This window comes from Williamsia serinedens (genome assembly GCF_024171725.1).
Taxonomy (GTDB): Bacteria; Actinomycetota; Actinomycetes; order Mycobacteriales; family Mycobacteriaceae; genus Williamsia_A; species Williamsia_A serinedens.
Map to the genome: position 1 here is coordinate 715,562 of NZ_JAMTCG010000003.1, position 24,920 is coordinate 740,481.

Genomic DNA, 24,920 nt, shown 5'->3' on the forward strand with positions numbered 1-24,920 from the left:
CGGGGCGGGACGTCGTCGACGCTAGGAGCGATTGCGGACGCCGACGGTCCGGTATCGCGCGGCGCCCGCCCGCGCCCGACCGTCTGGGCGTTTCCCGATCGATCGCTCGGTAGCACCTGGGATAGTGGAGGCCGTGATCGACATCGACCGTCCACAGATCGAGGGATCCGTCGCCGTCGGCGACGGCCGGCGGATCGGGTTCGCGGAGTTCGGTGACCCCCAGGGCCGGGCGGTGTTCTGGCTGCACGGGACACCCGGCGCGCGACGGCAGATCCCGCTGGAGGCCCGGCGGTGGGCCGGCGAGAACGGCGTCCGACTGCTCGGCCTCGACCGTCCCGGCGTCGGGTCGTCGACGCCGTACCGCTACTCGAACGTCCTCGGCTTCGCATCCGACCTGCGCGTCGTCGCCGACAACCTCGGGATCGACCGCTTCGCGGTCATCGGGCTGTCGGGCGGCGGGCCGTACACGTTGGGCGTCGCGAAAGCGATGCCGGAGCGGGTCGTCGTCGCGGGGGTGCTCGGCGGTGTCGCGCCGACCGTCGGTCCGGACGCCATCGAGGGCGGCGCGATGGAACTGGGGAAGCTGCTCGCGGGCACGCTCGAGATCGCCGGCGCACCGATCGGACGCGTGGTCAGTTCGTTCGTGCGGGTCGCACGTCCGATCGCCGATCCCGCGATCGCCGCGTTCGGGTTGATCTCGCCCCGTGCCGATCGACAGTTGCTCGCGCGGCCCGAGTTCAAGGCGATGTTCCTCGACGATCTGCTCAACGGCGGCAGGCACCGCATGGAGGCGCCGTTCGCCGACGTCGTCGTGTTCGCCCGCGACTGGGGGTTCCGTCTCGCGGATGTGACCGTGCCCGTACGGGTCTGGCATGGCGACGCCGACTGGATCATCCCGCACGAGCACGGCGAACACGTCGCGAGCAGACTGCCCGACGCGACGTTCCACACCCTGCCCGGCGACAGTCACCTGTCCGGTCTGCAGATGGCCACCGACATCATCGCGGAACTGCTGTCGGTGTGGGACAGCCGGGTGTGACCGCCCAGCGGCTCCTGTGCGCCTTGGCCATGACGGCGGTGACGATCACGGCCGCGTGCTCGACCGGCACGTCTGCACCCGACCCGTCGTCGTCGGCTGCCGCGCCCTCCTCCGGGGCCATCCCTGGCGTGGGCACCTTCGACTACCAGCTCGGTGGCGCCTCGGCCATCCCCGACGGCGCGCGCATCGTCGTCCGCGACGCGTCGGCGTGGCCCGCGCCCGGCGTGTTCTCCGTCTGTTACCTCAACGCTTTCCAGACCCAACCCGGCGATCGGTGGCCGACCGACCTGCTCGTCCGCGACGACGACGGGCGCCCGATCGTCGACCCCGACTGGCCCGACGAGAACATCCTCGACATCGCGAAACCGCAGCGCCGTACACAGGCGGCCGCACGGGTCTTCGCGACGCTCGACCGATGTGCACGAGCAGGTTTCGCCGGCGTCGAGCTGGACAACCTGGACTCCTACACGCGCTCGGACGGGGCCTTCGACGCCGACGCCGCCCTCGCGTTCGGGCGGGTGCTCGTCGAGCACGCGCACCGGGCGGGCCTAGTCGTCGCCCAGAAGAACGCCGTCGACCTCGCCCGGCGAGGCCGGGACGACGCAGGGTTCGACTTCGCGATCACCGAGGAGTGCGACCGCTACGGCGAGTGCTCCGAGGCGTCGGACGTCTACGGCCCGTCCGTCCTGGACGTCGAGTACACCGACAACCTTCGGGGCTCGTTCGACGAGGTCTGCGCGCGGACGCCGGTGCGCACGATCCTGCGCGACCGCGCATTGGTCCCGGCGGGTACGCGCGGGCACGTCTACGCCCACTGCTGACGCGGTCGGTGATTGGATCGGTCATGGCCTCTGTCCGGCGCGCGAGCGTCCGCATCTGCCTCGCCGTCCTCGCGGTCCTTCTCGCGACGGTCGCGCTCCCGATCGGACGCCCCGCCGCCCACGCGGCACCGTCGCTGCCGACGGTGGAACCCGGTGTCCTGACGGTCGGGACGGAAGGCACCTACTCGCCGTTCACCTACCACGTGAACGGCACCGGACCGCTCACCGGCTTCGACGTCGACGTCATCACCGACGTCGCCGAGAAGCTGGGCCTGCGAGTGAAGTTCGTCGAGTCGAACTTCGACAGCCTGTTCCCCGCGCTGGAGGCCGGTCGCTTCGACGTCATCGCCAACCAGATCTCCTATTCGGCCGATCGCGCTGCGAAGTACGACCTGTCCGAGCCGTACGTGCAGACCGCGAGCGTCGTCGTCGCACGGTCGGACGACGACTCCATCAAGTCCGTCGGTGATCTCCGCGGCAAGACAGCAGCGCAGTCCCTGACCAGCAACTACGCGCAGATCGCCCAGTCCGCGGGCGCGGTGGTGGAGCCGGTCAGCGGGTTCGACACCGCCATCCAGTTGCTGAAGGCCGGCCGGGTGCAGGCCACGGTCAACGACGAACTCACCGTCAAGGACTTCCTGACCAGGACCGACGACAAGTCCGTGAAGATCGCCGCCACCACACCCGACGTGAGCAGGCAGGTGTTCGCGGCCCGCAAGAACTCCGGACTCATCCCCGCCATCAACACCGAGATCACCGCACTGCGGGACGACGGCACCCTCGACAAGACCTACGCGAAGTACTTCGACGCGACGGACCGGGCTCCGAGCACGTGGTCGGTGGTGCGCAGCAACCTGGTGCCGCTGCTGAAGGCGACGGTCACGGGCACCATCCCGCTGACCGCGATCAGTTTCGTCATCGGCCTCGCGATCGCGTTGGGCGTGGCGCTGGCGCGGATGTCGTCACGGCGGATCGTCTCCTCGATCGCGCGGCTCTACATCTCGATCATCCGCGGCACGCCTCTGCTCGTGCAGCTGTTCATCATCTTCTTCGCGCTGCCCGAGCTCGGGATCGTCGTGAGCCCGTTCCCTGCGGCGATCGTGGCGTTCAGTCTCAACGTGGGCGGCTATGCCGCGGAGATCATCCGCGCCGCCATCTTGTCCATCGATCGCGGGCAGTGGGAAGCATCGGAATCCCTCGGTCTGTCCCGCTGGGAGACCCTGCGGTCGGTGATCCTCCCGCAGGCCGCGCGGACCGCTGTGCCGCCGCTGTCGAACACGCTGATCTCGCTGGTGAAGGACACGTCACTCGCCTCGACGATCCTCGTGACCGAGCTGTTCCGCCAAGCACAGATCGCCGCGGCGAGCACGTTCGAATACCTCGCGCTCTACAGCACGGCCGCGCTGTACTACTGGGTGATCTGCCTGGCGCTCTCGTTCGCCCAGATCCGCCTGGAGGTCCGCCTGAGCCGCTTCGTCGCCCGCTGACCCCGCCCCGAGCGTGCACCAGATCTCGTCGACCGTGCATCAGATCGCGCCGAGTGGTTCACGAGTGCACGGGCGCGGGGATCTAGTGCACGTTCGCGGGGATCTGCCGCACGATCGGCGAGCGGTTTCGGCACGGTCGGGGAGTCGTTTCGGCGCGGTCGGCGACTGGTTTCGGCACGGTCGGCGAGTCGTTTCGGCACGGTCGGGCAGTCGTTTCGGCACGGTCGTCGAGTTTGACCAAGCGTTTGCTTAGTATCGATCCATGTCCGGTTTCACGGCCGACGAGTTGTCGGCGGCGTTCGCGCGGTTCGAGGCGACGACGGAGGCATGCGCGGCGACCGGCGACTGGAACGCGTGGGCCGAGCAGTTCACCGTCGACGCCGACTACATCGAGCACGCGATGGGGACGATGAAGGGCCGCGAGGAGATCCGCCCGTGGATCGCGAAGACCATGGGCTCGTTCCCCGGCAACCACATGGTCGCGTTCCCCTCGCTGTGGCACGTCTGCGACCCGTCGACGGCCCGGGTGATCTGTGAGATCGACAACCCCATGCGCGACCCGGGCGACGGGTCGCGTGTCTCGGCCACCAACATCACGATCCTCACCTACGCCGGCGACGGGCAGTGGTCGTGCGAGGAGGACGTCTACAACCCTCTCGAGTTCGGCAAGGCTGCCCTGACCTGGTGCGTACGCGCCGAGGCCACGGGGCAGATCACCCCCGAGGCGCGGCGCTGGATGGAGACGACGGGGGCCTTCTTCCGCTGAGCCCGCACCCCGTCGACGGCGAGGTCGCGCGGGGTTTGGGAACAGTCACGACCACGCCTCGTGAACTTGGGCCGCACCGACCGCTCCCGTAGGCTGGACCACTGTTCGCGCACGTCGTCGAGGAGGGTGGACCCATGGCACGCGAGATGACGCAACTCGAGCTCCTCAAGGAGTTGTCGCCTGCTGCCGAGGAGAACGTCAATCGTCACCTGTCGGTGGCGAAGGACTGGAACCCGCACGACTACATCCCGTGGGACGAGGGACAGAACTTCGCCGCGCTCGGCGGCCAGGACTGGAGCGAGGACCAGTCGGAGCTCGGTGACGTCGCCAAGGCCGCGATGATCACGAACCTGCTCACCGAGGACAACCTCCCCTCCTACCACCGCGAGATCGCCAACAACTTCTCCACCGACGACGCGTGGGGCCACTGGGTCGGCCGCTGGACCGCCGAGGAGAACCGCCACGGTCTCGCCATGCGCGACTACCTCGTCGTGACCCGCGGCGTCGACCCCGTCGCCCTCGAAGAGGCGCGGATGATCCACATGACCAACGGCTTCACGTCGGTGGGCGTCGGCGGCGACCGCGCGGACGAGGTCGAGGCCCACGGCGGCGAGCTCGGTCTGCTGTACACGGTCGCGTACGTGACCTTCCAGGAGCTCGCGACCCGCGTCTCGCACCGCAACACCGGCCGGGCCTGCAACGACCCGATCGCCGACAAGCTGCTGCAGCGCATCGCGGCCGACGAGAACCTGCACATGATCTTCTACCGCAACATCGTGGGTGCGGCGATGGACCTGACGCCGGACCAGACGCTGCGCGCGATCACCGACGTCATCTGCAACTTCCAGATGCCCGGTGCCGGTATGCCGAACTTCCGTCGGCACGGCGTGCTGATGGCCAAGCACGGCATCTACGACCTGCGCCAGCACCACGAGGAGGTCGTCATGCCGATCCTCCGCAAGCTCAACGTCTTCGACCGAGACGACTTCGGCCCCGAGGGCGAGAAGGACCGCGAGCGCCTGCACGCGTTCACCGAGAAGCTCGCTGAGGACACTCTGAAGTTCGAGGAGATGCGTGACCGCGCCCTGGCCCGCGAGGCGGCCAAGCGCGAGGCCCGCGCGTCCTGAGGACCTGTGTGACAACACTTCTCGACCCCGCGACCGCCGCACCCGATCCCTCGGGCGCGGCGGTTTCGGCATCCGCTCGTGCCGCGCTGCGCATCGGTCCGTTCGACCTCGCCAGCCCCGTCGTGCTGGCGCCGATGGCCGGCGTCACCAACGTCGCGTTCCGCACGCTGTGTCGTGAACTCGAGATGGAACGCACCGGCACGGTGTCGGGCCTGTACGTGTGCGAGATGGTCACCGCACGCGCTCTCGTCGAACGGCATCCCACGACGATGCACATGACGACGTTCGGCCCCACGGAGACGCCGCGGTCGATGCAGCTGTACACCGTCGACCCCGAGTACACCTATGCCGCGGCGAAGATGATCGTCGACGAGGACCTCGCCGACCACATCGACATGAACTTCGGCTGCCCGGTCCCCAAGGTGACCCGCAAGGGCGGCGGCTCGGCGATCCCGTACAAGCGGCGTCTGTTCCAGAACATCGTCGCCGCCGCCGTCCGCGCTGTCGAGGGCACCGACATCCCCGTGACGGTGAAGTTCCGCATCGGGATCGACGACGACCACCACACCCACCTCGACGCCGGGCGGATCGCGGCCGCCGAGGGCGCGAAAGCCGTTGCGCTGCACGCTCGGACGGCATCGCAGCGGTATTCCGGCGAGGCCGACTGGTCTCAGATCGCCGCTCTCAAGGAGCACGTCACCGAGGTGCCCGTGCTCGGCAACGGTGACATCTTCGAGCCGACGGACGCGGTCGCGATGATGGAGCAGACCGGCTGCGACGGCGTCGTCATCGGACGTGGGTGCCTGGGTCGGCCCTGGCTCTTCGCCGAACTCAGCGCCCACCTCAACGGCCTGCCCGCACCGACACCGCCGACCCTGGGCGAGGTCGCGGACATCATCGTGCGCCACGGTCGCCTTCTCGCCGACCACCACGGCGAGGACAAGGGCATGCGGGAGATCCGCAAGCACGTCGCCTGGTACCTGCGTGGCTTCCCCGTGGGCTCGGATCTGCGGCGTGACCTCGCGCTGGTCACCACCGTCGAGCAACTGCGTGATCTCGTCGGTCGCCTCGACGCCGACGTGCCGTTCCCGCGGGACGGACACGGCCCGCGCGGACGGCAGGGGTCACCCGCCGCGGTGGCGCTCCCCGACGGCTGGCTCGACGACCCCGACGACGACTGCGTCCCCGACGGCGCGGAGGTCATGCACTCGGGCGGATGACCGGCCGGAATTGCCAGCTTGCGGCCGTACCATGGCCTGACCCCCGCACCTTCAGAGGAGTTCAGTGAGCGACGAGCAACCACCCGGATCCCCGGGTCCGGGCGATGCCTCGCGCCGCGACGACCCCTCCGACGGATCCGGACGTCTCAGCCGCGACGAGATCCTGCGTCGCCTCGAGCAACCCTCCGACGAGGTGCTCCGCGAACCCACCGACCGGGGGCGCATCCCGTCCGACGGCCGCCGCCGCACCGTCGCCGACCTCCTACGGGAGATCGAGCAGCGCGACGGTACGACGACGCCGCCGGCCGCGCCGCAACAACCCCGGCGCCCGAACCCCAGGTCTCGACCCGCGCCGCCCGCGCCCGGTCCGACTGCCCCGAGCGCGGACAGTCCGGCCCCGCCGCGCCCTCCGGAGGACGCCGACCGGACGGAGACCATCCCGCCCGTCGCCGACCCGCGGCCGGCGGCCCCGTCCGGCACCGACCGTTCGTCGACACCGGACCATGCCGAAACGACGACGATCCCGCCGGTCGTCGACGCACCGACAGCGGACTCGCCGGCCCCGGCACCGGGCGGTCGTCGTCGCCGTGCCGCCGGGCCGGCGGTGCTGCCGGCCAGCGGGACCCGCCTCGCCGCGGCGGACCGTCGGGCCCGTCGCCGTCGTACCGCGACGACGGGCGGGCGCGTCGTCGTCGCACTCGCCTGCGTGCTGTCGCTGGTCGGCACCGGGTTCGTGTGGGGGTATCTGCGCACCACGAACGGTGGTTTCCGCACCATCTCGGCGGTGAACGCCGACGACAAGAACATCCGCAACAAGGGCGCGCAGACCGGTGACCAGACCTATCTGATCGTCGGCACCGACACCCGCGCCGGCCAGAACGGCCGCGTCGGCGCCGGCACCACCGCCGAGGCCGACGGCGCCCGGTCGGACACGGTCATCCTCGTCAACGTCCCGGCCAACCGCAGTCGCGTCGTCGCGGTGTCGTTCCCCCGCGACCTCGCCGTCGACCGCCCCGAGTGCCGGAGCTGGGACAACAACACCGGCACCTACGGGACCGACATGGTGCCCGCCGAGACCGGCGCGAAGCTCAACACCGCCTACGGCGACGGCGGCCCCGAGTGCGCGGTCAAGGTGATCCAGCAGCTGTCGGGTCTCAACATCAACCACTTCATCGCCATGGACTTCTTCGGGTTCGAGCAGGTGGTCAACAAGCTCGGCGGGGTGCAGGTCTGTTCCCCGACGCCCCTCTACGACTACGAACTCGGCCAGATCCTGTCGCGCCCCGGCAAGCAGATCGTGCGGGGGTCCCGCGCGCTGAACTACGTCCGCGCCCGCACCGTCGAGAGCGAGGGCAACGGCGACTACGGCCGCATCAAGCGACAGCAACTCTTCATGTCCTCGCTGCTGCGGAGCATGCTCTCGGGTCAGGTGCTCTCGAACCCGGCGAAGCTGAACGGGATCATCAACACCTTCATCAAGTACAGCCTCGTCGACGGCATCGACACCGACAGCCTGTTGAACCTGGCCCAGTCTCTCGACGGCCTGCAGGCGGGTCGGGTCACGTTCCTCACCGTCCCGACCGCCGGAACCACCACCGACGGGTCGAACAACGAGATCCCGCGCACCGACGACATCAACGCCATCTTCGACGCGATCATCAACGACGATCCCCTGCCCGGTGAGCAGCGGGCCGCGACCCCGCCGTCGTCGTCGCGGTCCGAGTCGTCGACCCCGTCGCCGACCACCAGCGAGGCGCCCACGGAGGTCACCGTGAACGCGCAGTCACCCGAGAGCGTCGGCGTGCGTGTCCTCAACGCCACCGGCACCACGGGTCTCGCCACACGGGTGTCCGACGAGATGTCCACCAAGGGGTTCGACGTCCGCGGTGTCGCCGACGCGTCGCAGAACCAGGATCAGACCGTCGTCCGCTACGGCCCCGGCGCGCAGGCGGCCGCGGCGACGGTCGCGGCGATGATCCCGGGCGCGGTGATCCAGCCGGACCGGACCGTGAAGTCCGGCGTGGAGGTCCTGCTGGGCAGCCAGTTCTCCGGTTCCCTCGGCGAGGTGCCGACGCAGGGCTCGGCCGTGCGCGTCATGCAGAACCCGCAGTCGAACGAGACCGTCGAACTGCCCAACGACCTGAGCGTCACCAACGGGGCGGACACCAGCTGCAACACGTGACCCGGTTCACGTCCCGTTCACCGCTGCACAACCGTCTGATCGCCGGGTGTGAGTAGTCTCGGCGTATGCGTACTGCGTATCACGAGCAGATGGCGGAGTTGAACGCCGTTCTCGGCCAGATGTCCGAGCTCGCGGGCAAGGCCATGGAGCGGTCGACCCGGGCGCTGCTCCAGGCTGATCTCGCCGTCGCCGAGTCCGTCATCACCGACCACGAGGAGATCGTCCGACTCTCGGCGGCCGCGGAGGAACGGGCCTTCGCCCTCCTCGCCCTGCAGGCCCCCGTCGCGGGTGATCTTCGCGCCATCGTCAGCGGTTTCCAGATCGTCGCAGACGTCGACCGGATGGGCGCGCTGGCGCTGCACGTCGCGAAGGTCGCACGCCGCCGCCACCCGAACAAGGCGCTGCCCGAGGAGGTCAACGGCTACTTCGCGGAGATGGGCCGGCTCGCCGTGCAGATGGCGCTCAACGCCCGCGAGGTACTGAACAACCAGGACCCGACCGCCGCGCTGCGCCTCCAGAGCGACGACGACGCCATGGACGACCTGCACCGGCACCTCTTCACGGTCCTCATGGACCGCGAGTGGAAGCACGGTGTGGCCGCCGCCGTCGACGTGACGCTCCTCGGCCGCTACTACGAGCGCTTCTCCGATCACGCCGTCCTCATCGGACGTCGGGTGGTGTTCCAGGCGACCGGCAAGACCCCCGAGCAGTTCGCCGAGATCGACGCCTGACACCCCACTCGCCGCGCGCGAGTCCTCCCGGCGTCGAGTGGGCGTTTCCGGACGTCGAGTGGGCGGTTCCCGACGTCGAGTGGGCGGCCCAGCACACTTGATCGGTCCAACCGCCCAGTGAACGTCCACAGCCGCCCAGTCGACGTCGGTGACCGCCCAGTCGACGACGTTCAACCGACAGACGAAGGCCCCCACCGGATCCCGGTGAGGGCCTTCGTCGTGGCGCGGTCGATCAGCCGAAGCGGCCGGAGATGTAGTCTTCCGTGGCCTTCTGCTCCGGGTTGGAGAACATGGTCTCGGTGTCGTTGATCTCGATCAGCTGACCGGGCTGGCCGACGCCGGCGAGGTTGAAGAACGCCGTCTTGTCACTGACACGCGCGGCCTGCTGCATGTTGTGGGTGACGATGACGATCGTGTAGTCCTTCTTGAGCTCGGTGATCAGGTCCTCGATGGCGAGGGTCGAGATCGGGTCGAGCGCGGAGCAGGGCTCGTCCATGAGGAGCACCTCGGGCGAGACGGCGATCGCACGCGCGATGCACAGACGCTGCTGCTGACCACCGGACAGACCGCCGCCGGGCTTGCCGAGCCGGTCTTTCACCTCTTCCCAGAGGTTCGCGCCCCGCAGGCTGCGCTCGGCGACCTCGTCGAGCTCCTTCTTGTTGCGGACGCCCTGCAGCTTGAGTCCGGCCACCACGTTGTCGCGGATCGACATGGTGGGGAACGGGTTCGGGCGCTGGAACACCATGCCGATGGTGGAGCGGACGCTCACGGGGTCGATCCCGCGGCCGTAGATGTCCTCGCCGTCGAGGAGCACCTTGCCCTCGACGCGTGCGCCCGGGGTGACCTCGTGCATGCGGTTCAGGGTCCGCAGGACGGTGGACTTGCCGCAGCCCGACGGGCCGATGAAGGCGGTGATGCTGCGCGGCGCCACCTCGAGCGAGACGTCCTTCACCGCGTGGAAGGCGCTGTAGTAGATGTTCAGGTCTTTGACGTCGAGACGCTTGGCCATGATGTCGGTCCGTTTCGATCGTGGGTGGTCGGGGGCGGGAGCCGGAGCCCGCTAGGCCTTCTTGGGCGCGAACAGCTTGGAGACCAGCTTCGCGCCGAAGTAGACGACGGCGACGAGGATGACGAGGGTCAGGGCGGCGCCCCACACCTGGTCGAAGGCGTCGGAGCCGTTGTTGTACTGCTGCACCATCATCAGCGGCAGCGACTGCTGGTTGCCCTCGAACGGGTTGTTGTTGATCGCCCGCGTCGACCCGACGAGGATCAGGACCGGTGCGGATTCACCCATGACGCGGGCGACGGCGAGCATGACGCCGGTGACGATGCCCGACAGTGCGGTGGGCAGCACGATCGACGCGATGGTGCGCCACTTCGGGACGCCGAGCGCGTACGACGCCTCCCGCAGGTCCTGCGGGACGATCTTCAGCATCTCCTCGGTGGAGCGCACGACGATCGGCACCATCAGCAGCACCAGCGCGAGAGCGACGACGAAGCCCGACCGCGGGAGGCCCAGCGTCGTGCGCCACACGGCGTAGATGAACAGGGCGGCGACGATCGACGGGACGCCCGAGAGGATGTCGACCATGAAGGTGGTCACCCGCGCGAGCACCGACTTGCCGGTGGCGTATTCGACGAGGTAGATCGCGACGAAGATGCCGATCGGGATCGAGATGACCGCGGCGAGCAGCGTCTGCTGCAGGGTGCCGATGATCGCGTTGAACGCGCCGCCGTGCAGCTCGTCGAACTGCCACCACTCGACCGACAGGATGGGGCTGATCCCGCGGGCGACGAGGGTGACGATCAGCCACACCAGGGGCGCGAGGGCGATCAGGAGCGCCAGGCTCACGAGGATCAGCGCGATGTTGTCGGTGATCTTGCGCCGCAGGGTGACCGGGGTGAAGCCGGCCGGCGTGCGCTTGACGGGGCCGAGCTCCGGGCGCTCGGTGGTGGTCGCGGTCATCACTTGGCCTTCCGGGTCACGACCGAGCGGGCAGCCGCGTTGACGACGAACGTCAGCACGAACAGCGCGAGGCCGGCGGAGATGTACGCGCCGGTCTTGAGCGGCGAGTCGAACTCGGCGGCGTTGTTCGCGATCTTCGTCGCGAAGGTCTCACCGCTCTCCATCAGGTTGAAGTCGAGCGGGCCGGCCGTCGAGATGATGAGCAGCAGGGCCATCGTCTCGCCGAGAGCGCGGCCGAGGCCGAGCATCGATCCGCTGATGTACCCGGAGAAGCCGAAGGGCAGGATCGCGACCCGCACGACCTCCCACTTCGTCGCGCCGAGCGCGAGGGCGGCCTCACGGTGGCCGACCGGGGTCTGCACGAACACCTCACGGGTGACCGCGGTGATGATCGGCAGGATCATGACGGCCAGCACGATGCCACCGGTGAGCATCGTGCCGCCGGTCGACATGTTCGCGACCTGCGTCGGCTCGTTGAAGAACGGCAGGAACGACAGGTTCCCGACGAGCCAGGTGTTCACCGGGACCAGCGCGGGACCGAGGACGAGGATGCCCCACAGGCCGTAGACGATCGACGGCACGGCGGCCAGCAGGTCGACGAGGTAGGTGATCGGTCCGACGAGGCGCTTCGGCGCGTACTGCGTCAGGAAGATGGCGATGCCGAGCGACACGGGCATCGCAAGGATGAGCGCGATGACCGACACCACGACCGTGGCGTACAGCAGGTTGAGGATGCCGAACTGCAGGGTGTCACCGTCGGTGACCCAGGTGCCGGTGTAGGTGAAGAAGTTCTCGGAGTTCTTCGCCAACGCGGGGACGGCCTGGATGATCAGGAACAGCGCGATCAGGCCGATGATCAGGGAGACGAGGAGACCGGAGCCGACCGACAGCGTCCGGAAGATCCGGTCGCCGAGGCGGGTGACGGTGCCGGAGCCGTTCTCGGGACGGTCGGCGTTGTCGCCGGTGGGGATCGGACCGGGGATCACCCCGTCCATCGGGTCGGGTCCGCTGAGCGAGGATGTCGTCATGGATCCTTCGGGGTCGGCCGTTGCTCGACCGGCGCGCAGTTGGTCGCCGTGCACTTCGGTCATGTCAGGGGTCTCCCAAGTGTCTCAACCGGTGCCGCGGGGTTGCAATCTCACGCGTGAGATCGCGAACCCCGCGGCCGGGTCAGCCGACGATCAGCTGAGGGCGTTGATGGTGCCCATCAGGGTCTGCTTGTAGGAATCGGGCAGTGCGACGTACCCGATCTCGGACAGACCGCTCTGTCCCTGGTTCAGGATCGTGGTGAAGGCCGACTTCAGCACCGCACCCTTGTTCCCGGTGTAGCCCTTCGAGCACACGACCTCGTAGGTGGTGAGCATCAGCGGCCACGAACCCTGCGTCTTCGTCGCGAACAGCTTGTCGGTGTCGACCTGCAGGTCCTTGCTGCCCGGGGTCTTGAACTGCACCTCGGACAGGGCCTTCGCGGCGGTGTCGCCGGTCAGCTGGGTCGCACCCGAGCCGAAGTCCATCTGGGCCAGACCCAGGTTGTTCTGCTCGGCGAAGCCCCACTCGACGTAGGTGATCGCGCCGGCGGTCTTCTTGACGGTGTCGCCCACGCCGGTCGACTTGGCCGCTGCCGAGCCGCCCTGACCCTTGAAGGTCTTGTCGTGCTCGTAGGGCCAGTCGCTCTTCGCCGTGTCCGACAGGAACCGCTGGAAGTTGTCGGTGGTGCCCGAGCTGTCGCTGCGGTGAACCGGGACGATCTTCGTCGACGGCAGGTTCTTGCCCGGGTTCAGCGCGGCGATGGCCGGGTCGTTCCACGTGGTGATCTTCGAGTCGAAGATCTTCGCCAGCACGCTCGGGTTGAGGGTCAGGCCCTCGACGCCGCTCAGGTTGTAGGCGATGGCGACCGGGCCCGCGACCAGCGGGATGTGCCATGCGTCGTTGCCGGCGCAGCGGGTCTTGGCCTGCGCGGCCTCGCTCTCCTTCAGAGCCGAGTCCGACCCGGCGAAGTCGACGTCGCCGGCGAGGAACTTCTTGACGCCGTCCCCCGAGCCGCTGCCGGTGTAGTTGAGGACGATGCCGCCGTTGCTGGAGAGCACGTCCTGGAACTTCTGGACGGCCTTCTGCTGCGCGGTCGAACCCTCGCCGCTGACCGACTGCCCGCTGAAGCTGTTGTCGGCGCTCGAACCGCCCGACGAGCTGCTGGAATCCGCCCCGCCACTGCAGGCCGAGAGGGTGAGAGTGGCAGCGGCGACGATGCCTACGGCGATCGCGCCGGTCCGTGTCGCCGAGCCCCTGTTGAGATTCACGCCAGAGTCCTCCGATGGATGTGTGCCGGGGAGCAGTCGAGCACCTGCCCCGCGTCTCCTCACGAGGTGACGCGCGCAGGGGACCACCGCCCCGGTGCCGTGTGGTCGGGTTGAAAGCTATGGGCCGGTGGTGGACGGTCGACCGACGTCCGGTGAACGGAGGGTGAATTGATCCCACCTGCACGCGGCTCTCCGGCGAACACGTGACTCAGGTCGTTACCCGAGGTGACGAGGTGTTTCGTGCAACGATTCGGACCGCGGTCCGACGCCGAGTGATCCGGACCACCCGGCCACCGTTCAGCCGTAGGCGACGTCGACCGTGTGGCGGGTGAAACCGAGCCGGTCGTAGGTGTGCAGCGCGGCGGCGTTGTCGCCCTCGACGTACAGCTCGACGACGGTCAGTCCCTCGCGCTCGAGGTGCGCGATCCCCGCCAGCGTCAGCAGCCGGCCGAGGCCCCTCCCCTGCGTGCCGGTGTCGACTCCGACGATGTAGACCTCGCCGATCTCCGGTTCCTCGTCGGTCGCGGGATGCACCTTGGTCCAGTGGAACCCGAGGAGGGTGTCGGGGTCGGAACGGTCGAACACGAGGAACAGACCCTCGGGATCGAACCAGTCCGACGACGTCCGCGCGTCGATCTCGTCCTGCGACCACCCACCCTGTTCGGGGTGCCAGTCGAAGGCCGCGTTGTTGACGCGCAGGATCTCCGCGTCGTCCTCGGGTCCGGCGTAGGTGCGCAGCAGCAGGTCGTCGGGCACCTCGAGGTCGGGCAACGGGAGATCGGGGTCGTTCAGGGAACGTCGCATCGACAGCAGTTCACGCAGCGGCTTCAAACCGAGCGACGCCGCGAGTGCTTGCGCCGCAGGGAGATCCCCGTGGGCCCAGACACGCGCCGAGCCGGCGGACGCCTCGAATGCGGCCTGGATCAACGACTTCCCGTGACCGACGCCGCGGCGCTCGGGGTCGATCGCCGCCTCGATCATCGCGGGCTCGTCATCGCGGCCCGGGGTGATGTTGGCGTAGCCGACCACCCGCCCGCTGTCGTCACGCGCGGTCAGGTGTGTCACCCGGTCACCGTCGATGGCCGCGACCGCCTGCTCCGAGAGCCCGGCGACGCCGTCGGCGCGTTCGACCCGGTCGACGAGTTCGTGTGCGGCGCGGGCGGTCTCGGCGTCCAACGACTGCGACTCCGCGACGGTCAGGTCAGCCACCGTTGCTCATCGACCGCAGTTCGTCGTCCAGTTCCTCGGCGCCGTCGGCGAAGTCGTCGTCGAAGTCCTCGGCGGGGCCGTCGGAGTCGTCGCGGCCACGCGCGGGGCGGACCGCCTTGTAGCCGACGTTGCGCACGGTGCCGATCAACGACTCGTGTTCGGCGCCCAGCTTCGCGCGCAGACGCCGCACGTGGACGTCCACGGTACGAGTGCCGCCGAAGAAGTCGTATCCCCAGACCTCCTGCAGGAGTTGCGCTCTGGTGAAGACGCGGCCTGCGTTCTGCGCCAGGTACTTCAGGAGCTCGAACTCCTTGTAGGTCAGGTCGAGCGGGCGGCCGCGCAGCCGCGCGGTGTAGGTGCCCTCGTCGATGACCAGTTCCCCCAGCGACACCTTGCCCGCGGCCTCCTCGCTCTCCCCGCCGCGGGTGCGGACGACGAGCAGTCGCAGGCGGGCGTCCAGCTCGGCCGGTCCGATCGTCGGGAGCAGGAAGTCGTCGAGGCCCCACTCGGCGTTGACCGCCACGAGTCCACCCTCGGTCAGCACGGCGACGACCGGGACCGAGGCCCCGGTGCTGCCGAGCAGACGGCACAGTCCGCGGGCCGCGGCGAGGTCGGTGCGGGCGTCGACGATGGCGACGTCGGCGTTGCCGGCCTCCATCAACGACGACACCTCGGTCGGCGCGACGCGGACCGTGTGGGCGAGAAGCGCGAGTGACGGGACCACCGATTCCGGCGCGGGGTCGGCCGTCAGCAACAAGAGATCCATGGGAACTCCGATCTCCGACGGTGGTCTCTCACGTGTGTACGCTGCAGCGACGACGGTGCAGGGTAGGGAAAGAATAACGCCTGTCCCTGTACGAGCCCGTATCGGCGGCGCGGTGAGGAGCCTGGAGTGGTCGGCAGCCCCCGACTCCGTCGCCCCCTCCGCCGCATCCTGTGGACACTTCTCGTCGTCATCGTCGTGGCCGTCGTCGGGGCCCTCGGCGTCGACACCGCCATCGCGATCAACGCCGAACGCAGCTTCGCGAAGGCGCTGATGTCGTCTCGCTCGGACGACGGAGAATCCCCCGCGCTCCGCTTCGAGCCCGAAGTCACCATCTCCGGATTTCCTGCGTACAGGGCTGTCGAGGCGGGGCGGTATTCGCAGATCGGGATCACGGCCCGCGCGGTGGACGTGACCGGCCCCGCCACCTTCCGCTACAACCAGCAGCCCCGGATGCCGCATGGGTGCACGGGCGACGACCCGTGTCGAGCGGACGTGCGGACCCGGCTGACCGATGTCCGCGTCGGCGGCAAACATTCGATGACGAGACCCTTCAGCCCATGGGTGGGATTGAAGGTCGGTTCGGCGACCACCTCGACGACCATCGACTCGGTGGCGGTCGGCCGGATGCTCGGCATCGACGACCTGACAGTGAACACGCCCGCACCGGAAGGCGAGGCCGGCAGCGGCGGACCCCAGGACGGCCTGCTGTCGCGGACGAAGGGCGTCCTGCTGACCGGCACGGTGCGCACTCCGGCACCCGACAACCGTGACGTGAAAGTCAGCGTGACGGTCGACCTGTCCATCAGGGGCGGGGCGCTCCACCTGCAGGCGACCGGTTTCTACACCGGCCCCGAGGAACACTCCGACACAGTCGTGCCGAAGGCATATGCGGCGCAGGTCCTCGAGCGTTTCACCGCGACCCTGCCGACTCTCCCGACGTCGTGGGGCGCGATCCCGACATCAGCGCGCAGCAGCGGTAGCGACCTCATGGTCGAGGGCACGCCGAACCTCGAGTACGCGCAGTCGCCCGAACTGTTCCTCAATCCCGCCGGGAGCGCGTTCTTCATGTACACCTGCCGGTCAGGTGGTCAGTTCCACCGACCGCCCTGCTGAGCCGCCCGGCAGCTCAGGAGGTGACCTTTGTTACTGTCGGCCCCATGCAGTCGCGTCGTGAGTACCTGCTCACCCGCCGCCGGGCGATCGATTTCTGTCGACTCGCCACCTGCTGCTGTCGCTGACACAGGTCCGCGACGCGCAGTCGTCTCGTGGCCGTCCGTGCCGACGGTCTGAACCCCTCACCGTCCGCCGTGTCGGCTCACGCCCGTTCTCCTGCCGCTCGTCGCGGTCCCCGTGTCGGCTCGCTCGACATCCCGATCACCCACCGTCCCACCCGAAAGGACCACCATGGCTCGCTCCGATGTCCTGGTCAGCGCAGACTGGGCTGAGCAGAACCTGAACACCGACTCCGTCGTCTTCGTCGAGGTCGACGAGGACACCAGCGCCTACGACGGCGGCCACATCCAGGGCGCCGTCAAGCTCGACTGGAAGACCGACCTGCAGGACCAGGTCCGTCGCGACTTCGTCAACGCCGAGCAGTTCGGCGACCTGCTGTCCTCGCGCGGCATCTCCAACGACGACACCGTCGTGCTGTACGGCGGCAACAACAACTGGTTCGCCGCCTACGCCTACTGGTACTTCAAGCTGTACGGCCACCAGGACGTGAAGCTGCTCGACGGCGGCCGCAAGAAGTGGGAGCTCGACGGCCGTCCGCTGTCGACCGACACCGTCTCGCGCCCCGCCACCAGCTACAAGGCCTCCGACCCCGACCTGTCGATCCGCGCGTTCCGCGACGAGGTCGTCGACGCGATCGGCAGCAAGAACCTCGTCGACGTGCGCAGCCCGGACGAGTTCTCCGGCAAGATCCTCGCGCCGGCCCACCTCCCGCAGGAGCAGAGCCAGCGTCCCGGCCACATCCCCGGCGCGATCAACGTGCCGTGGAGCAAGGCCGCCAACGAGGACGGCACGTTCAAGTCCGACGAGGAGCTGGCCGAGCTGTACAAGGAGGCCGGCCTGGACGGCGAGAAGGACACCATCGCCTACTGCCGCATCGGCGAGCGGTCGAGCCACACCTGGTTCGTGCTGAAGGAGATCCTCGGCCACCAGAACGTCAAGAACTACGACGGCAGCTGGACCGAGTACGGCTCGCTGATCGGCGTGCCGATCGAGCTGGGAGAGGGCAAGTGATGTGCGCAGCACCCAAGCAGGGGCAGAAGTTACCCGCCGGCGTCGACGTCGAGAAGGAGACGGTCCTCACCGGGCAGGTCCTCGACGGTGACGGCCAGCCCGTCGGCGGCGCCTTCGTGCGTCTGCTGGACGGCACCGGCGAGTTCACCGCCGAGGTCGTGGCGAGCGGGACCGGCGACTTCCGGTTCTTCGCCGCACCGGGCATGTGGACGCTGCGGGCGCTCTCGCCCCGCGGCAACGGCGACGTGACCGTCCACCCGGACGGCACCGGCGTCTACGACCAGGACGTCACGGTCGCGAAGGCGAGCTGACACCGTTCTGTCCGATCGCCCCCGCTCGCGCCCTGCGAGCGGGGGCGTCGTCGTCTCCGGGCCCTACCGCGGGTCGAGGAAGGTGTAGAGCTCCGCGATCCGACCGTCCCGCACGTGACCGATGTCCATGCCGGACACGACCGTCGGCCCGTCGGCGGGACCCAGCGCCCAGGAGATGCGGCCGAGATCACGCACCGAACTCGGCGGGACCGTCACCGTGAAGACCAGCCCGGGCGTGTCCTGCTGCAGCGATCGGATCTTCGCGTCGATCGCATCGTGGCCGGTGACCGTCCCGTCCTCGTCGTGGAATGCCGCGTCGGGGTGGTAGAGCTCCTCGACCAGTCCGCGGCGCACCGCATCGTCGGTGGTGGTGAACACCTCGACGACGTTGCGCTGCATCACGTCCGCGATCATCGCGGCCGGGGTTGCGTCGTCGGACATGAGACCTCCCGGTGTGTCGACGGGCTACGCGACCGCGGCCGCCCGGTGCCGACCCCATCCGCGCCGGGGGCTCGTCGTAGACTGGTCGCGTGGTCATCTTCTTCGAGGTCCTGCTGGTGATTGCGACGGTCGCGATCGTGTGGTTCGGGCTGTACACGCTGTACCGCCTCATCACCGACGAGTCCTGACACCGCCCGCGTGAGCGACCCCTCCCCCGACGGCCCCGTCCCGGGCAGCGCCGACGAGGCGATCGCGGATGCCGCGCGCCGCGCGGAGACCACGGCGATCCGCAACATCCCCGTCCTCGCGGGTCTCGACGTCCCCGACGACACTGCCAACCTGCGCCAGGGCCCCGATCTGAACCCGGCACTGCTGGGTCTGCTGCCGCTCGTCGGCGTGTGGCGCGGCCTGGGCGAGGGGAACGACCCGGAGACCGGTGACTACCCCTTCGGTCAGCAGATCGTCGTCAGCCACGACGGCGGCCCCTATCTGATGTGGGAGTCGCGCACCTGGCGCATCGACGACGACGCCCACCACATCGGACCCGACCTCCGTGAGACGGGGTATTGGCGGATCTCGGGTCCCGATTCCGACGAGACGATCGAGTTCCTCGCCACGCACGCGGAGGGCTGGATCGAGCTGTTCTACGGCAAGCCGCTCACCCAGACGTCGTGGGAACTCGTCACCGACGTGGTCATCACCTCGGCGTCGGGATCCGCCGGCGGCCGGAAGGTCGGTGGCGCCAAGCGGCTCTACGGTCTCGTCGACGACGGCGACCTCGCCTACGTCGAGGAACGCGTCGACGCCGACGGCGATCTGGTGCCCCGGTTGTCGGCGAAACTGTCGCGACACGTCGGCTGACCCGCCACATCCGCCGGAGGACTGATGCACCGCCGCATGCGTGGTGGGAAGCTTGTCCCATGATGATCGCGACCGCCAGCATCCCCGGTGAACGGGAGACCCTGATCGAGATCTGGGGCGACCAGCGCAAGAGCCTGTTGGTGACCGTGGACGGCATCTCCGAGGAGCAGGCCCGCACGCCGGGACCGGTCGGGACACTCACGCTCGGCGGCCTGATCAAGCACCTCGCGCTGTTCGAGGAGTACTGGATCGCCACGATCCTGGCGGCCGATCCGAACGCCGAGTTCGACGTCGATCTCGAGGAGCGGTACCGCATGGCGCCGGACGAGACGTTCGCGGACTGGCTGGACCGGTATCGCCGTCAGGCCCAGCTGACCGAGGAGTTCGTCGCGACCGTCCCCGATCTCGACGCTCTCATCCCCATCCCGACCGCGCCGTGGGCGCCCGAGCGCCAGCACCACACCGTCCGCCGCATCCTGCTGCACATGTTCCGGGAGAACGCGCACCACTCCGGGCACGCGGACCTCATCCGCGAGTCGATCGACGGGCAGAGCACGACGAAGACGCTGGCCGCGGACGCCATCCGCAGCTTCGAGCGCGGCTGACACCGACCGACACGAACGAAACCCCCGCGTCGGGTGTCGACGCGGGGGTTCGTTCCCCAGACATGGGACGACCCCCGCACCGCCACTTGCGTGGCCGAACCCACCTGGACGGGTGGGGGTGCGGGGGCCGGGTGACCACCGTGGATTCGCTCGGGTGACGGCGCCGCTGCCATGGAGGCGGGCGACCCGCACCGGGTGAACCCCGGGCGTTGGCGCCACCTAGCTGATGGTCACCTCACGTGTCCATAAGTCATGCAACTTCAGACCACCTCCTTCCTCGTGTACGACCGAAGTTACGCGCGGATCCCGGACTCGGCAACGGCTTTTCGCCGGAGGCGAACGACGGGTCGAGCGCCGGAGGCGAAACTCGTTCGTTCCGGTGTCGGTGGGTGTCGCTCAGCGACACGTGGATGCACCGGAACCGACGGGCGTCGTGGCGGTGAGGTCGACGACACGGTCGGCGGTGCAGCGTCGCGGCAGCCGATGGGTGACCACCACGACCGCCCGGTCCGGCTCGACCAGTCCCGAGTTGCGGTCGAGGAGTGCGGCGGTGAGGACGTCGGCCTCGTCGGGGTCGACGTTCTCGCACGGTTCGTCGAGCAGCAGCACGGGCACCGGGCAGATGAGGGCACGGGCGAGGAGCAGTCGGCGCGCTTGTCCGGTGCTCATCGAGTCCGGACCGGAGGCGAGCAGGTGGTCGAGACCGCCGTCGAGCCCGCGCACCCAGTCGGCGAGGCCGACGCGGCGCAAGACGTCCCACAGCCGTACCTCGTCGGCGTCCCCGAGCGCGACGAGCAGGTTCTCGCGGACAGTGGTCGCGAAGACGTGCGCGTCGGATGCGAACCACCGGATCGTCTCCCCGGGGTCGACCGGGCCGTCGTCGTCGTGGACGGTCATGTCGCCCTCGACGGGTGGCACCAACCCCGCGATGGTCGCGAGCAGGGTCGTCTTCCCGGACCCGGACGGACCCACGACGGCGACACGGGATCCTGGGACCAGAGTGAGTCCACCGGCGATCGGCCCGCTCGGCAGACGTCCCGGGTGTCCCCAGCGCAGGTCCTCGGCGACGAGGACGGTGGGCGTCGCCCGCTCGACGGGGCGGACGTCGGCGACGACGGTCGGCTCACCCGCGGCGTCCACCACGGCGAGCACCCGCGATGCGGCGTCGCGGCTGCGGTGCAGTTGCCGGGCGGCGTCGACGAGCGGTGCGGCGGTCTCGAAGGCGCTGAGCGGCAGCAGGATCAGCACGCCGAGGGTGGTCGCGTCGACCGATCCAGCGACCGCCACGCCGACGAGGCACGCGACGAGTACGCACGCACCCGAGACCGCGGGCAGCACGCCGGCCGCCCAGGACCGCACCCGGGTGCCGGTGTCGGCGGCACGGCGAGCGCGTTCCTCGGCCGCAGCGGCGAGAGCCGCGACCTCCTCCCGCCGGCCGGCGATCTCGAGTTCGGCAGCGTGCCAGAGCAGGGTCATCGTCAGCGCCGTCGCCTCGTCCCGGGCGTCGGCGGCAGCCCGCTCGGCGAGCGCGGCACCCCGCACGGCGCACCAGGGTGCGACGACGGCCGCCGCAACCCATGCACCCGCGACCGCGAGACCGGTCCACGGCGAGATGACAGCGAACACCACGACCGTTGCGCACGCGCTCACCGCGGCGGCACCGATGGGGACGACAGCCCGCACGAGGGATTCACCCATGTCGTCGACGTCCCGCCCGGTGCGGGCGACGACGTCGGCCGGGCGGATCCGCGCTGCGAGGGAGCCGGTCCCACCGGCGATGGCGGCGTAGATCCGCGAGCGGGCAGTCGCCATCACCCGCAGCGCGAGGTCATGCGTCGCCAGGCGCTCGAGGTACCGGAACAGCGCCCGTGAGATGCCCAGCGCGCGAACGCTCGTCACCGCGATCGCCACCGACAGCACGGGTGGCATCTGCCACGCCCGGGTGATCAGCCAGGCCGAGAACCCCGCCAACGCGAGAGCGCTGAGCGCCGCGAGAGCGCCGAGCGCGAGCGACCGGACGAGCGGTCGGGTCGGGAGCCCGACGAGCCGCGCGGAACGGAGGAGCGGGTCGTCACGCATCGACCGTCACCGCCTCGTCCGCGCGACGCGACGCGGCGACGTCCAGGACGTGGTCGGCCGCGGCGACCACCGCAGGCCGGTGGCTCACGGCGACCACGGTGGCCCCGGTGGACGCCCGTGCCCGCAGCGCGGCGATGACGTCGGCCTCGGCGTCGCCGTCGAGGTGGGCGGTCGGTTCGTCGAGCAGCAGGAGGTCCACGTCCCCGGCGAGCGCCCGGGTGAGGGCGAGTCGCTGACGCTGTCCGCTGGACAGGCCGACCCCGCCCGCCCCGATCCACGTCGCCGGCCCGTCGGGAAGCTCGGCGAGGACGGCGTCGAACCCCACCGCCGCGGCCGCACGGTCGAGGGCCGCGGCCTCCAGCGGGCCCGCCGCTGCGAGGTTCGCGGCCACGGTGCCCGGGACGATCAGCGGCGGCTGAGCGGTCATCGCGATCCGGCCGACGAGAGCCGCCCGCGGGATGGCCGTGACGTCGACACCGGCGACGGTGACCCGACCCGCGTCCGGGCGGATCAGTCCTGCGACGGCGTGCAGCAGCGTGGTCTTGCCGACGCCGTTGACACCGGTCACGACGGTCAGCGACCCGGGACGCAGGAGACCGGTCACGCCGCGGGGCGCCCACCCGTCCCGGTCGCGGACACCGACGTCGTCGAGGACGACCCTCATCTCCCCCACCGCCGGCACGCCGTCGGTGGGGTGCGGCGTCGAACCCGAGTCGTCGATCAGGTCGAGGACGTCGGCCGCCGCCGTCCTCCCGGCGTCGGACTCGTGGAACCGCGCGCCGACGGCACGCAGCGGGAGGTAGACCTCGGGCGCGAGGATCAGGGCGAGAACACCGTCGTACAGCGACATCTCGCCGTAGAGCAATCGCAGGCCGATCCCGACGGCGACCAGTGCGACGCACAGTGTGGCGAGCAGTTCGAGCACCGCCCCCGACAGGAAGGCCAGGCGCAGCGCGCTCATGGTCGTTCGCCGCGACCGCTCCCCGAGGTCGGCGACGCGCTGCGCCGGTGCCTGCGCACGACGGAGCGCCCGCAGGGTCGGCGCGCCCGCCATCAGGTCCAGAGTCGCTGCGCCCTGGCGGTTCATGGCGTCGAGTCGCGCGCGGGTGCGGTCGCGGGTGAGCTTCCCGATGAGCACCATGAACAGCGGGATCAGCGGCAGCGTCACCACGATGATCAGCGCCGAGAGTGGATCCGCCAGCGCGACCACCACCAGGACGGCCGGGGTCACTGTCATGGTGAGGGCCAGGGTCGGGACGAACGACGTCAGGTAGGGCTCGAGCGCGTCGAGGCCCCGCGTGAGGGTGGTGAGCGCTTCGGCTCGTCGATGCTGCAGGTCCCGGGGCGACGTCCGAGCGGGGTCGGTCAGTGACGCGAGCGCCCGCCGTCGCAGGTCGGCGATCACACGGCCGGCAGCACGAGTGGCGAGGCGGTCGTGGACGACGGCGGTCGCCGCCCGGACGACGACCGCGGCGACGAGCACGATCAGGTGGGTACGGTGCGCCGCGAGCGACCGGGTGGCCGGGTCGCCGACGAGTTCGGACAGGATCGAGGCGACCATCACCGCGGTCACGACGACCGTTGCGGCGGAGACGATCCCGCAGACAGCGGTGATCAGCATCGTCCGTGCCGCCGCGGGCGACACCCGCAGCAACCGCGGGTCGACAGGCGCGCGGGACGTCATCGCGCACCCGCGTCGCGACGGAGTGGGACCCCGATCGACGCCGGGATCTGCTGCAGCGAGATGCGCTGTCGGAACACCCAGTACGTCCACGCCTGGTAGCCGATCACCACCGGCAGCACGACCAGGGACGCCCACGAGATGATCCGCAACGTGTACGCGCTGGACGCGGCGTCGGCGATGGTGACCGAGAACGCCGGGTCGAGCGTCGACGGGATGACAGCAGGCCACAGGGAGCCGAACAGCAGCACCGTGAGAGCGACGATCGCGACGGCGGTGGTCGCGAAGGCCACCGCCTCCCGACGCGCGCTGGGGGTGCCGTGACCCGAGGTGACGACGACCGACGTGGCGATCAGTGCCCCGACGCACGCGACCGCCGCGACAACGGTCAGCGCATGTCCGTGCTCGAGCTGGGTCCACCCGGCGAACGCCGCGACGACGACCGCGGCCGGTGGTGCGAGACGGCGGGCGGCACGCGTCGCCGCGATGCGCATGACGCCGTCGGTCTTGAGCCCGAGGAACACCGCCCCGTGCACCGCGAACAGCGCCACGGTCGTGAGCCCACCGAGCAGTGCGTACGGGCTGAGCAGGTCACCCAACCCGCCGACGAAGCGCCCGTCTCCGTCGATCGGCAGCCCGCGCACCAGGTTCGCGAACGTCAGACCCCAGATGAAGGCCGGGACCCATGAGCCGGCGCCGATGCCGATGTCGCACCAGCGCCGCCACCGGGGGTCGTCGATCTTGCCGCGCCACTCGATGGCGACGACACGCAGGATGAGACCGACGAGCACCAGCAGCATCGGCAGGTACAGCGCGCTGAGCATCCCGGCGTACCAGGCGGGGAACGCGGCGAACATCGCGCCGACGGCGGTGATCACCCACACCTCGTTGCCGTCCCAGACGGGGCCGATGGTGTTGAGGACGACCCGACGCCGCGTGTCGCCCTCGGCGACGGTCTCGCCGCGTCGTCGACCGAGCACGGGCATCAGCATCCCGACACCGAAGTCGAATCCCTCGAGCAGGAAGTAGCCGCCGAAGAGGACCGCGATGGCGAGGAACCAGATCTCGGGCAGGGACATGGCGTGCT

Annotated in this window: 23 protein-coding genes; 13 read left to right on the plus strand and 10 right to left on the minus strand. The window is 69.7% G+C overall.

The features are described from left to right. Positions 1-133 precede the first annotated feature (133 nt). The 8 genes from LX12_RS10800 (at position 134) to phoU (ending at position 9,373) form a co-directional block, all read left to right on the plus strand. Positions 134-1,039 carry an alpha/beta fold hydrolase gene (locus LX12_RS10800; RefSeq protein WP_253654521.1) on the plus strand — a complete coding sequence of 302 codons (906 nt, stop codon included), beginning with the start codon at positions 134-136 and terminating at the stop codon, positions 1,037-1,039. Further along, a complete protein-coding gene (locus LX12_RS10805) occupies positions 1,036-1,860 on the plus strand; it encodes an endo alpha-1,4 polygalactosaminidase (protein ID WP_253654522.1) in 825 nt (274 codons plus the stop codon). The genes LX12_RS10800 and LX12_RS10805 overlap by 4 nt, the downstream gene beginning before the upstream one ends. 23 nt (positions 1,861-1,883) lie before the next feature. After that, complete coding sequence (locus tag LX12_RS10810; RefSeq protein ID WP_253654523.1) at positions 1,884-3,347, plus strand: ABC transporter substrate-binding protein/permease; 1,464 nt, start codon at positions 1,884-1,886, stop codon at positions 3,345-3,347. Between the two features lie 262 nt (positions 3,348-3,609). Beyond that, positions 3,610-4,113: a nuclear transport factor 2 family protein gene (locus LX12_RS10815; protein WP_253654524.1), complete on the plus strand. Its 504-nt coding sequence runs from the start codon at positions 3,610-3,612 to the stop codon at positions 4,111-4,113. Between the two features lie 134 nt (positions 4,114-4,247). Continuing rightward, positions 4,248-5,240: an acyl-ACP desaturase gene (locus LX12_RS10820; protein ID WP_253654525.1), complete on the plus strand. Its 993-nt coding sequence runs from the start codon at positions 4,248-4,250 to the stop codon at positions 5,238-5,240. A gap of 134 nt (positions 5,241-5,374) precedes the next feature. After that, on the plus strand, positions 5,375-6,460 hold the full coding sequence (gene dusB / locus LX12_RS10825; protein WP_253654611.1) for a tRNA dihydrouridine synthase DusB: 1,086 nt from the start codon (positions 5,375-5,377) through the stop codon (positions 6,458-6,460). A gap of 64 nt (positions 6,461-6,524) precedes the next feature. Continuing rightward, complete coding sequence (locus tag LX12_RS10830; protein ID WP_253654526.1) at positions 6,525-8,642, plus strand: LCP family protein; 2,118 nt, start codon at positions 6,525-6,527, stop codon at positions 8,640-8,642. Between the two features lie 65 nt (positions 8,643-8,707). Beyond that, complete coding sequence (gene phoU / locus LX12_RS10835) at positions 8,708-9,373, plus strand: phosphate signaling complex protein PhoU (RefSeq protein WP_253654527.1); 666 nt, start codon at positions 8,708-8,710, stop codon at positions 9,371-9,373. A gap of 232 nt (positions 9,374-9,605) precedes the next feature. Here the strand turns inward: phoU and pstB are convergent, their stop codons facing one another. From pstB to LX12_RS10865, 6 genes are all read right to left on the minus strand, one after another. Further along, entirely contained in the window at positions 9,606-10,382 is a 777-nt protein-coding gene (pstB, locus tag LX12_RS10840; protein ID WP_253654528.1) for a phosphate ABC transporter ATP-binding protein PstB, read from the minus strand. Positions 10,383-10,433: 51 nt separating this feature from the next. After that, positions 10,434-11,339: a phosphate ABC transporter permease PstA gene (pstA, locus tag LX12_RS10845; protein WP_253654529.1), complete on the minus strand. Its 906-nt coding sequence runs from the start codon at positions 11,337-11,339 to the stop codon at positions 10,434-10,436. After that, on the minus strand, positions 11,339-12,367 hold the full coding sequence (pstC, locus tag LX12_RS10850; RefSeq protein ID WP_253654530.1) for a phosphate ABC transporter permease subunit PstC: 1,029 nt from the start codon (positions 12,365-12,367) through the stop codon (positions 11,339-11,341). Before pstC ends, pstA begins: the two co-directional genes overlap by 1 nt. A 153-nt stretch (positions 12,368-12,520) precedes the next feature. After that, positions 12,521-13,636 carry a phosphate ABC transporter substrate-binding protein PstS gene (pstS, locus tag LX12_RS10855; protein WP_253654531.1) on the minus strand — a complete coding sequence of 372 codons (1,116 nt, stop codon included), beginning with the start codon at positions 13,634-13,636 and terminating at the stop codon, positions 12,521-12,523. Positions 13,637-13,933: 297 nt separating this feature from the next. Continuing rightward, a complete protein-coding gene (gene mshD / locus LX12_RS10860; protein WP_372504978.1) occupies positions 13,934-14,845 on the minus strand; it encodes a mycothiol synthase in 912 nt (303 codons plus the stop codon). Continuing rightward, positions 14,838-15,611 carry a winged helix-turn-helix transcriptional regulator gene (locus tag LX12_RS10865; RefSeq protein WP_253654532.1) on the minus strand — a complete coding sequence of 258 codons (774 nt, stop codon included), beginning with the start codon at positions 15,609-15,611 and terminating at the stop codon, positions 14,838-14,840. Before LX12_RS10865 ends, mshD begins: the two co-directional genes overlap by 8 nt. A gap of 126 nt (positions 15,612-15,737) precedes the next feature. On the opposite strand from LX12_RS10865, the gene LX12_RS10870 reads away from it, so the two are divergent. The 3 genes from LX12_RS10870 to LX12_RS10880 all read left to right on the plus strand — a co-directional run bounded on the left by LX12_RS10870 (position 15,738) and on the right by LX12_RS10880 (position 18,166). Continuing rightward, the gene (locus LX12_RS10870) at positions 15,738-16,724 is read left to right on the plus strand and encodes an LmeA family phospholipid-binding protein (RefSeq protein WP_253654533.1); all 987 of its coding nucleotides are present in this window, start codon (positions 15,738-15,740) and stop codon (positions 16,722-16,724) included. A gap of 291 nt (positions 16,725-17,015) precedes the next feature. Next, a complete protein-coding gene (locus LX12_RS10875) occupies positions 17,016-17,855 on the plus strand; it encodes a sulfurtransferase (protein ID WP_253654534.1) in 840 nt (279 codons plus the stop codon). Beyond that, positions 17,855-18,166, plus strand: a complete 312-nt coding sequence (locus tag LX12_RS10880; RefSeq protein WP_253654535.1) for a DUF1416 domain-containing protein — start codon at positions 17,855-17,857, stop codon at positions 18,164-18,166. The genes LX12_RS10875 and LX12_RS10880 overlap by 1 nt, the downstream gene beginning before the upstream one ends. Positions 18,167-18,229: 63 nt before the next feature. On the opposite strand, the gene LX12_RS10885 is transcribed toward LX12_RS10880, so the two are convergent. Further along, entirely contained in the window at positions 18,230-18,607 is a 378-nt protein-coding gene (locus LX12_RS10885) for a nuclear transport factor 2 family protein (RefSeq protein ID WP_253654536.1), read from the minus strand. Between the two features lie 198 nt (positions 18,608-18,805). Between LX12_RS10885 and LX12_RS10890 the strand changes: the two genes are divergently transcribed. Beyond that, complete coding sequence (locus LX12_RS10890) at positions 18,806-19,468, plus strand: heme-binding beta-barrel domain-containing protein (RefSeq protein ID WP_253654537.1); 663 nt, start codon at positions 18,806-18,808, stop codon at positions 19,466-19,468. A 59-nt stretch (positions 19,469-19,527) separates the two neighbouring features. Then, on the plus strand, positions 19,528-20,073 hold the full coding sequence (locus LX12_RS10895) for a DinB family protein (RefSeq protein ID WP_253654538.1): 546 nt from the start codon (positions 19,528-19,530) through the stop codon (positions 20,071-20,073). Between the two features lie 396 nt (positions 20,074-20,469). Here LX12_RS10895 and cydC read toward each other — a convergent pair whose 3' ends face one another. The 3 genes from cydC to cydB are packed head-to-tail and all read right to left on the minus strand — an operon-like array spanning position 20,470 to position 24,912. Further along, on the minus strand, positions 20,470-22,152 hold the full coding sequence (gene cydC / locus LX12_RS10900) for a thiol reductant ABC exporter subunit CydC (protein WP_253654539.1): 1,683 nt from the start codon (positions 22,150-22,152) through the stop codon (positions 20,470-20,472). Next, positions 22,145-23,836, minus strand: a complete 1,692-nt coding sequence (gene cydD, locus LX12_RS10905) for a thiol reductant ABC exporter subunit CydD (RefSeq protein WP_253654540.1) — start codon at positions 23,834-23,836, stop codon at positions 22,145-22,147. The genes cydC and cydD overlap by 8 nt, the downstream gene beginning before the upstream one ends. Next, positions 23,833-24,912: a cytochrome d ubiquinol oxidase subunit II gene (gene cydB / locus LX12_RS10910; RefSeq protein ID WP_253654541.1), complete on the minus strand. Its 1,080-nt coding sequence runs from the start codon at positions 24,910-24,912 to the stop codon at positions 23,833-23,835. The genes cydD and cydB overlap by 4 nt, the downstream gene beginning before the upstream one ends. Positions 24,913-24,920: the final 8 nt, after the last annotated feature.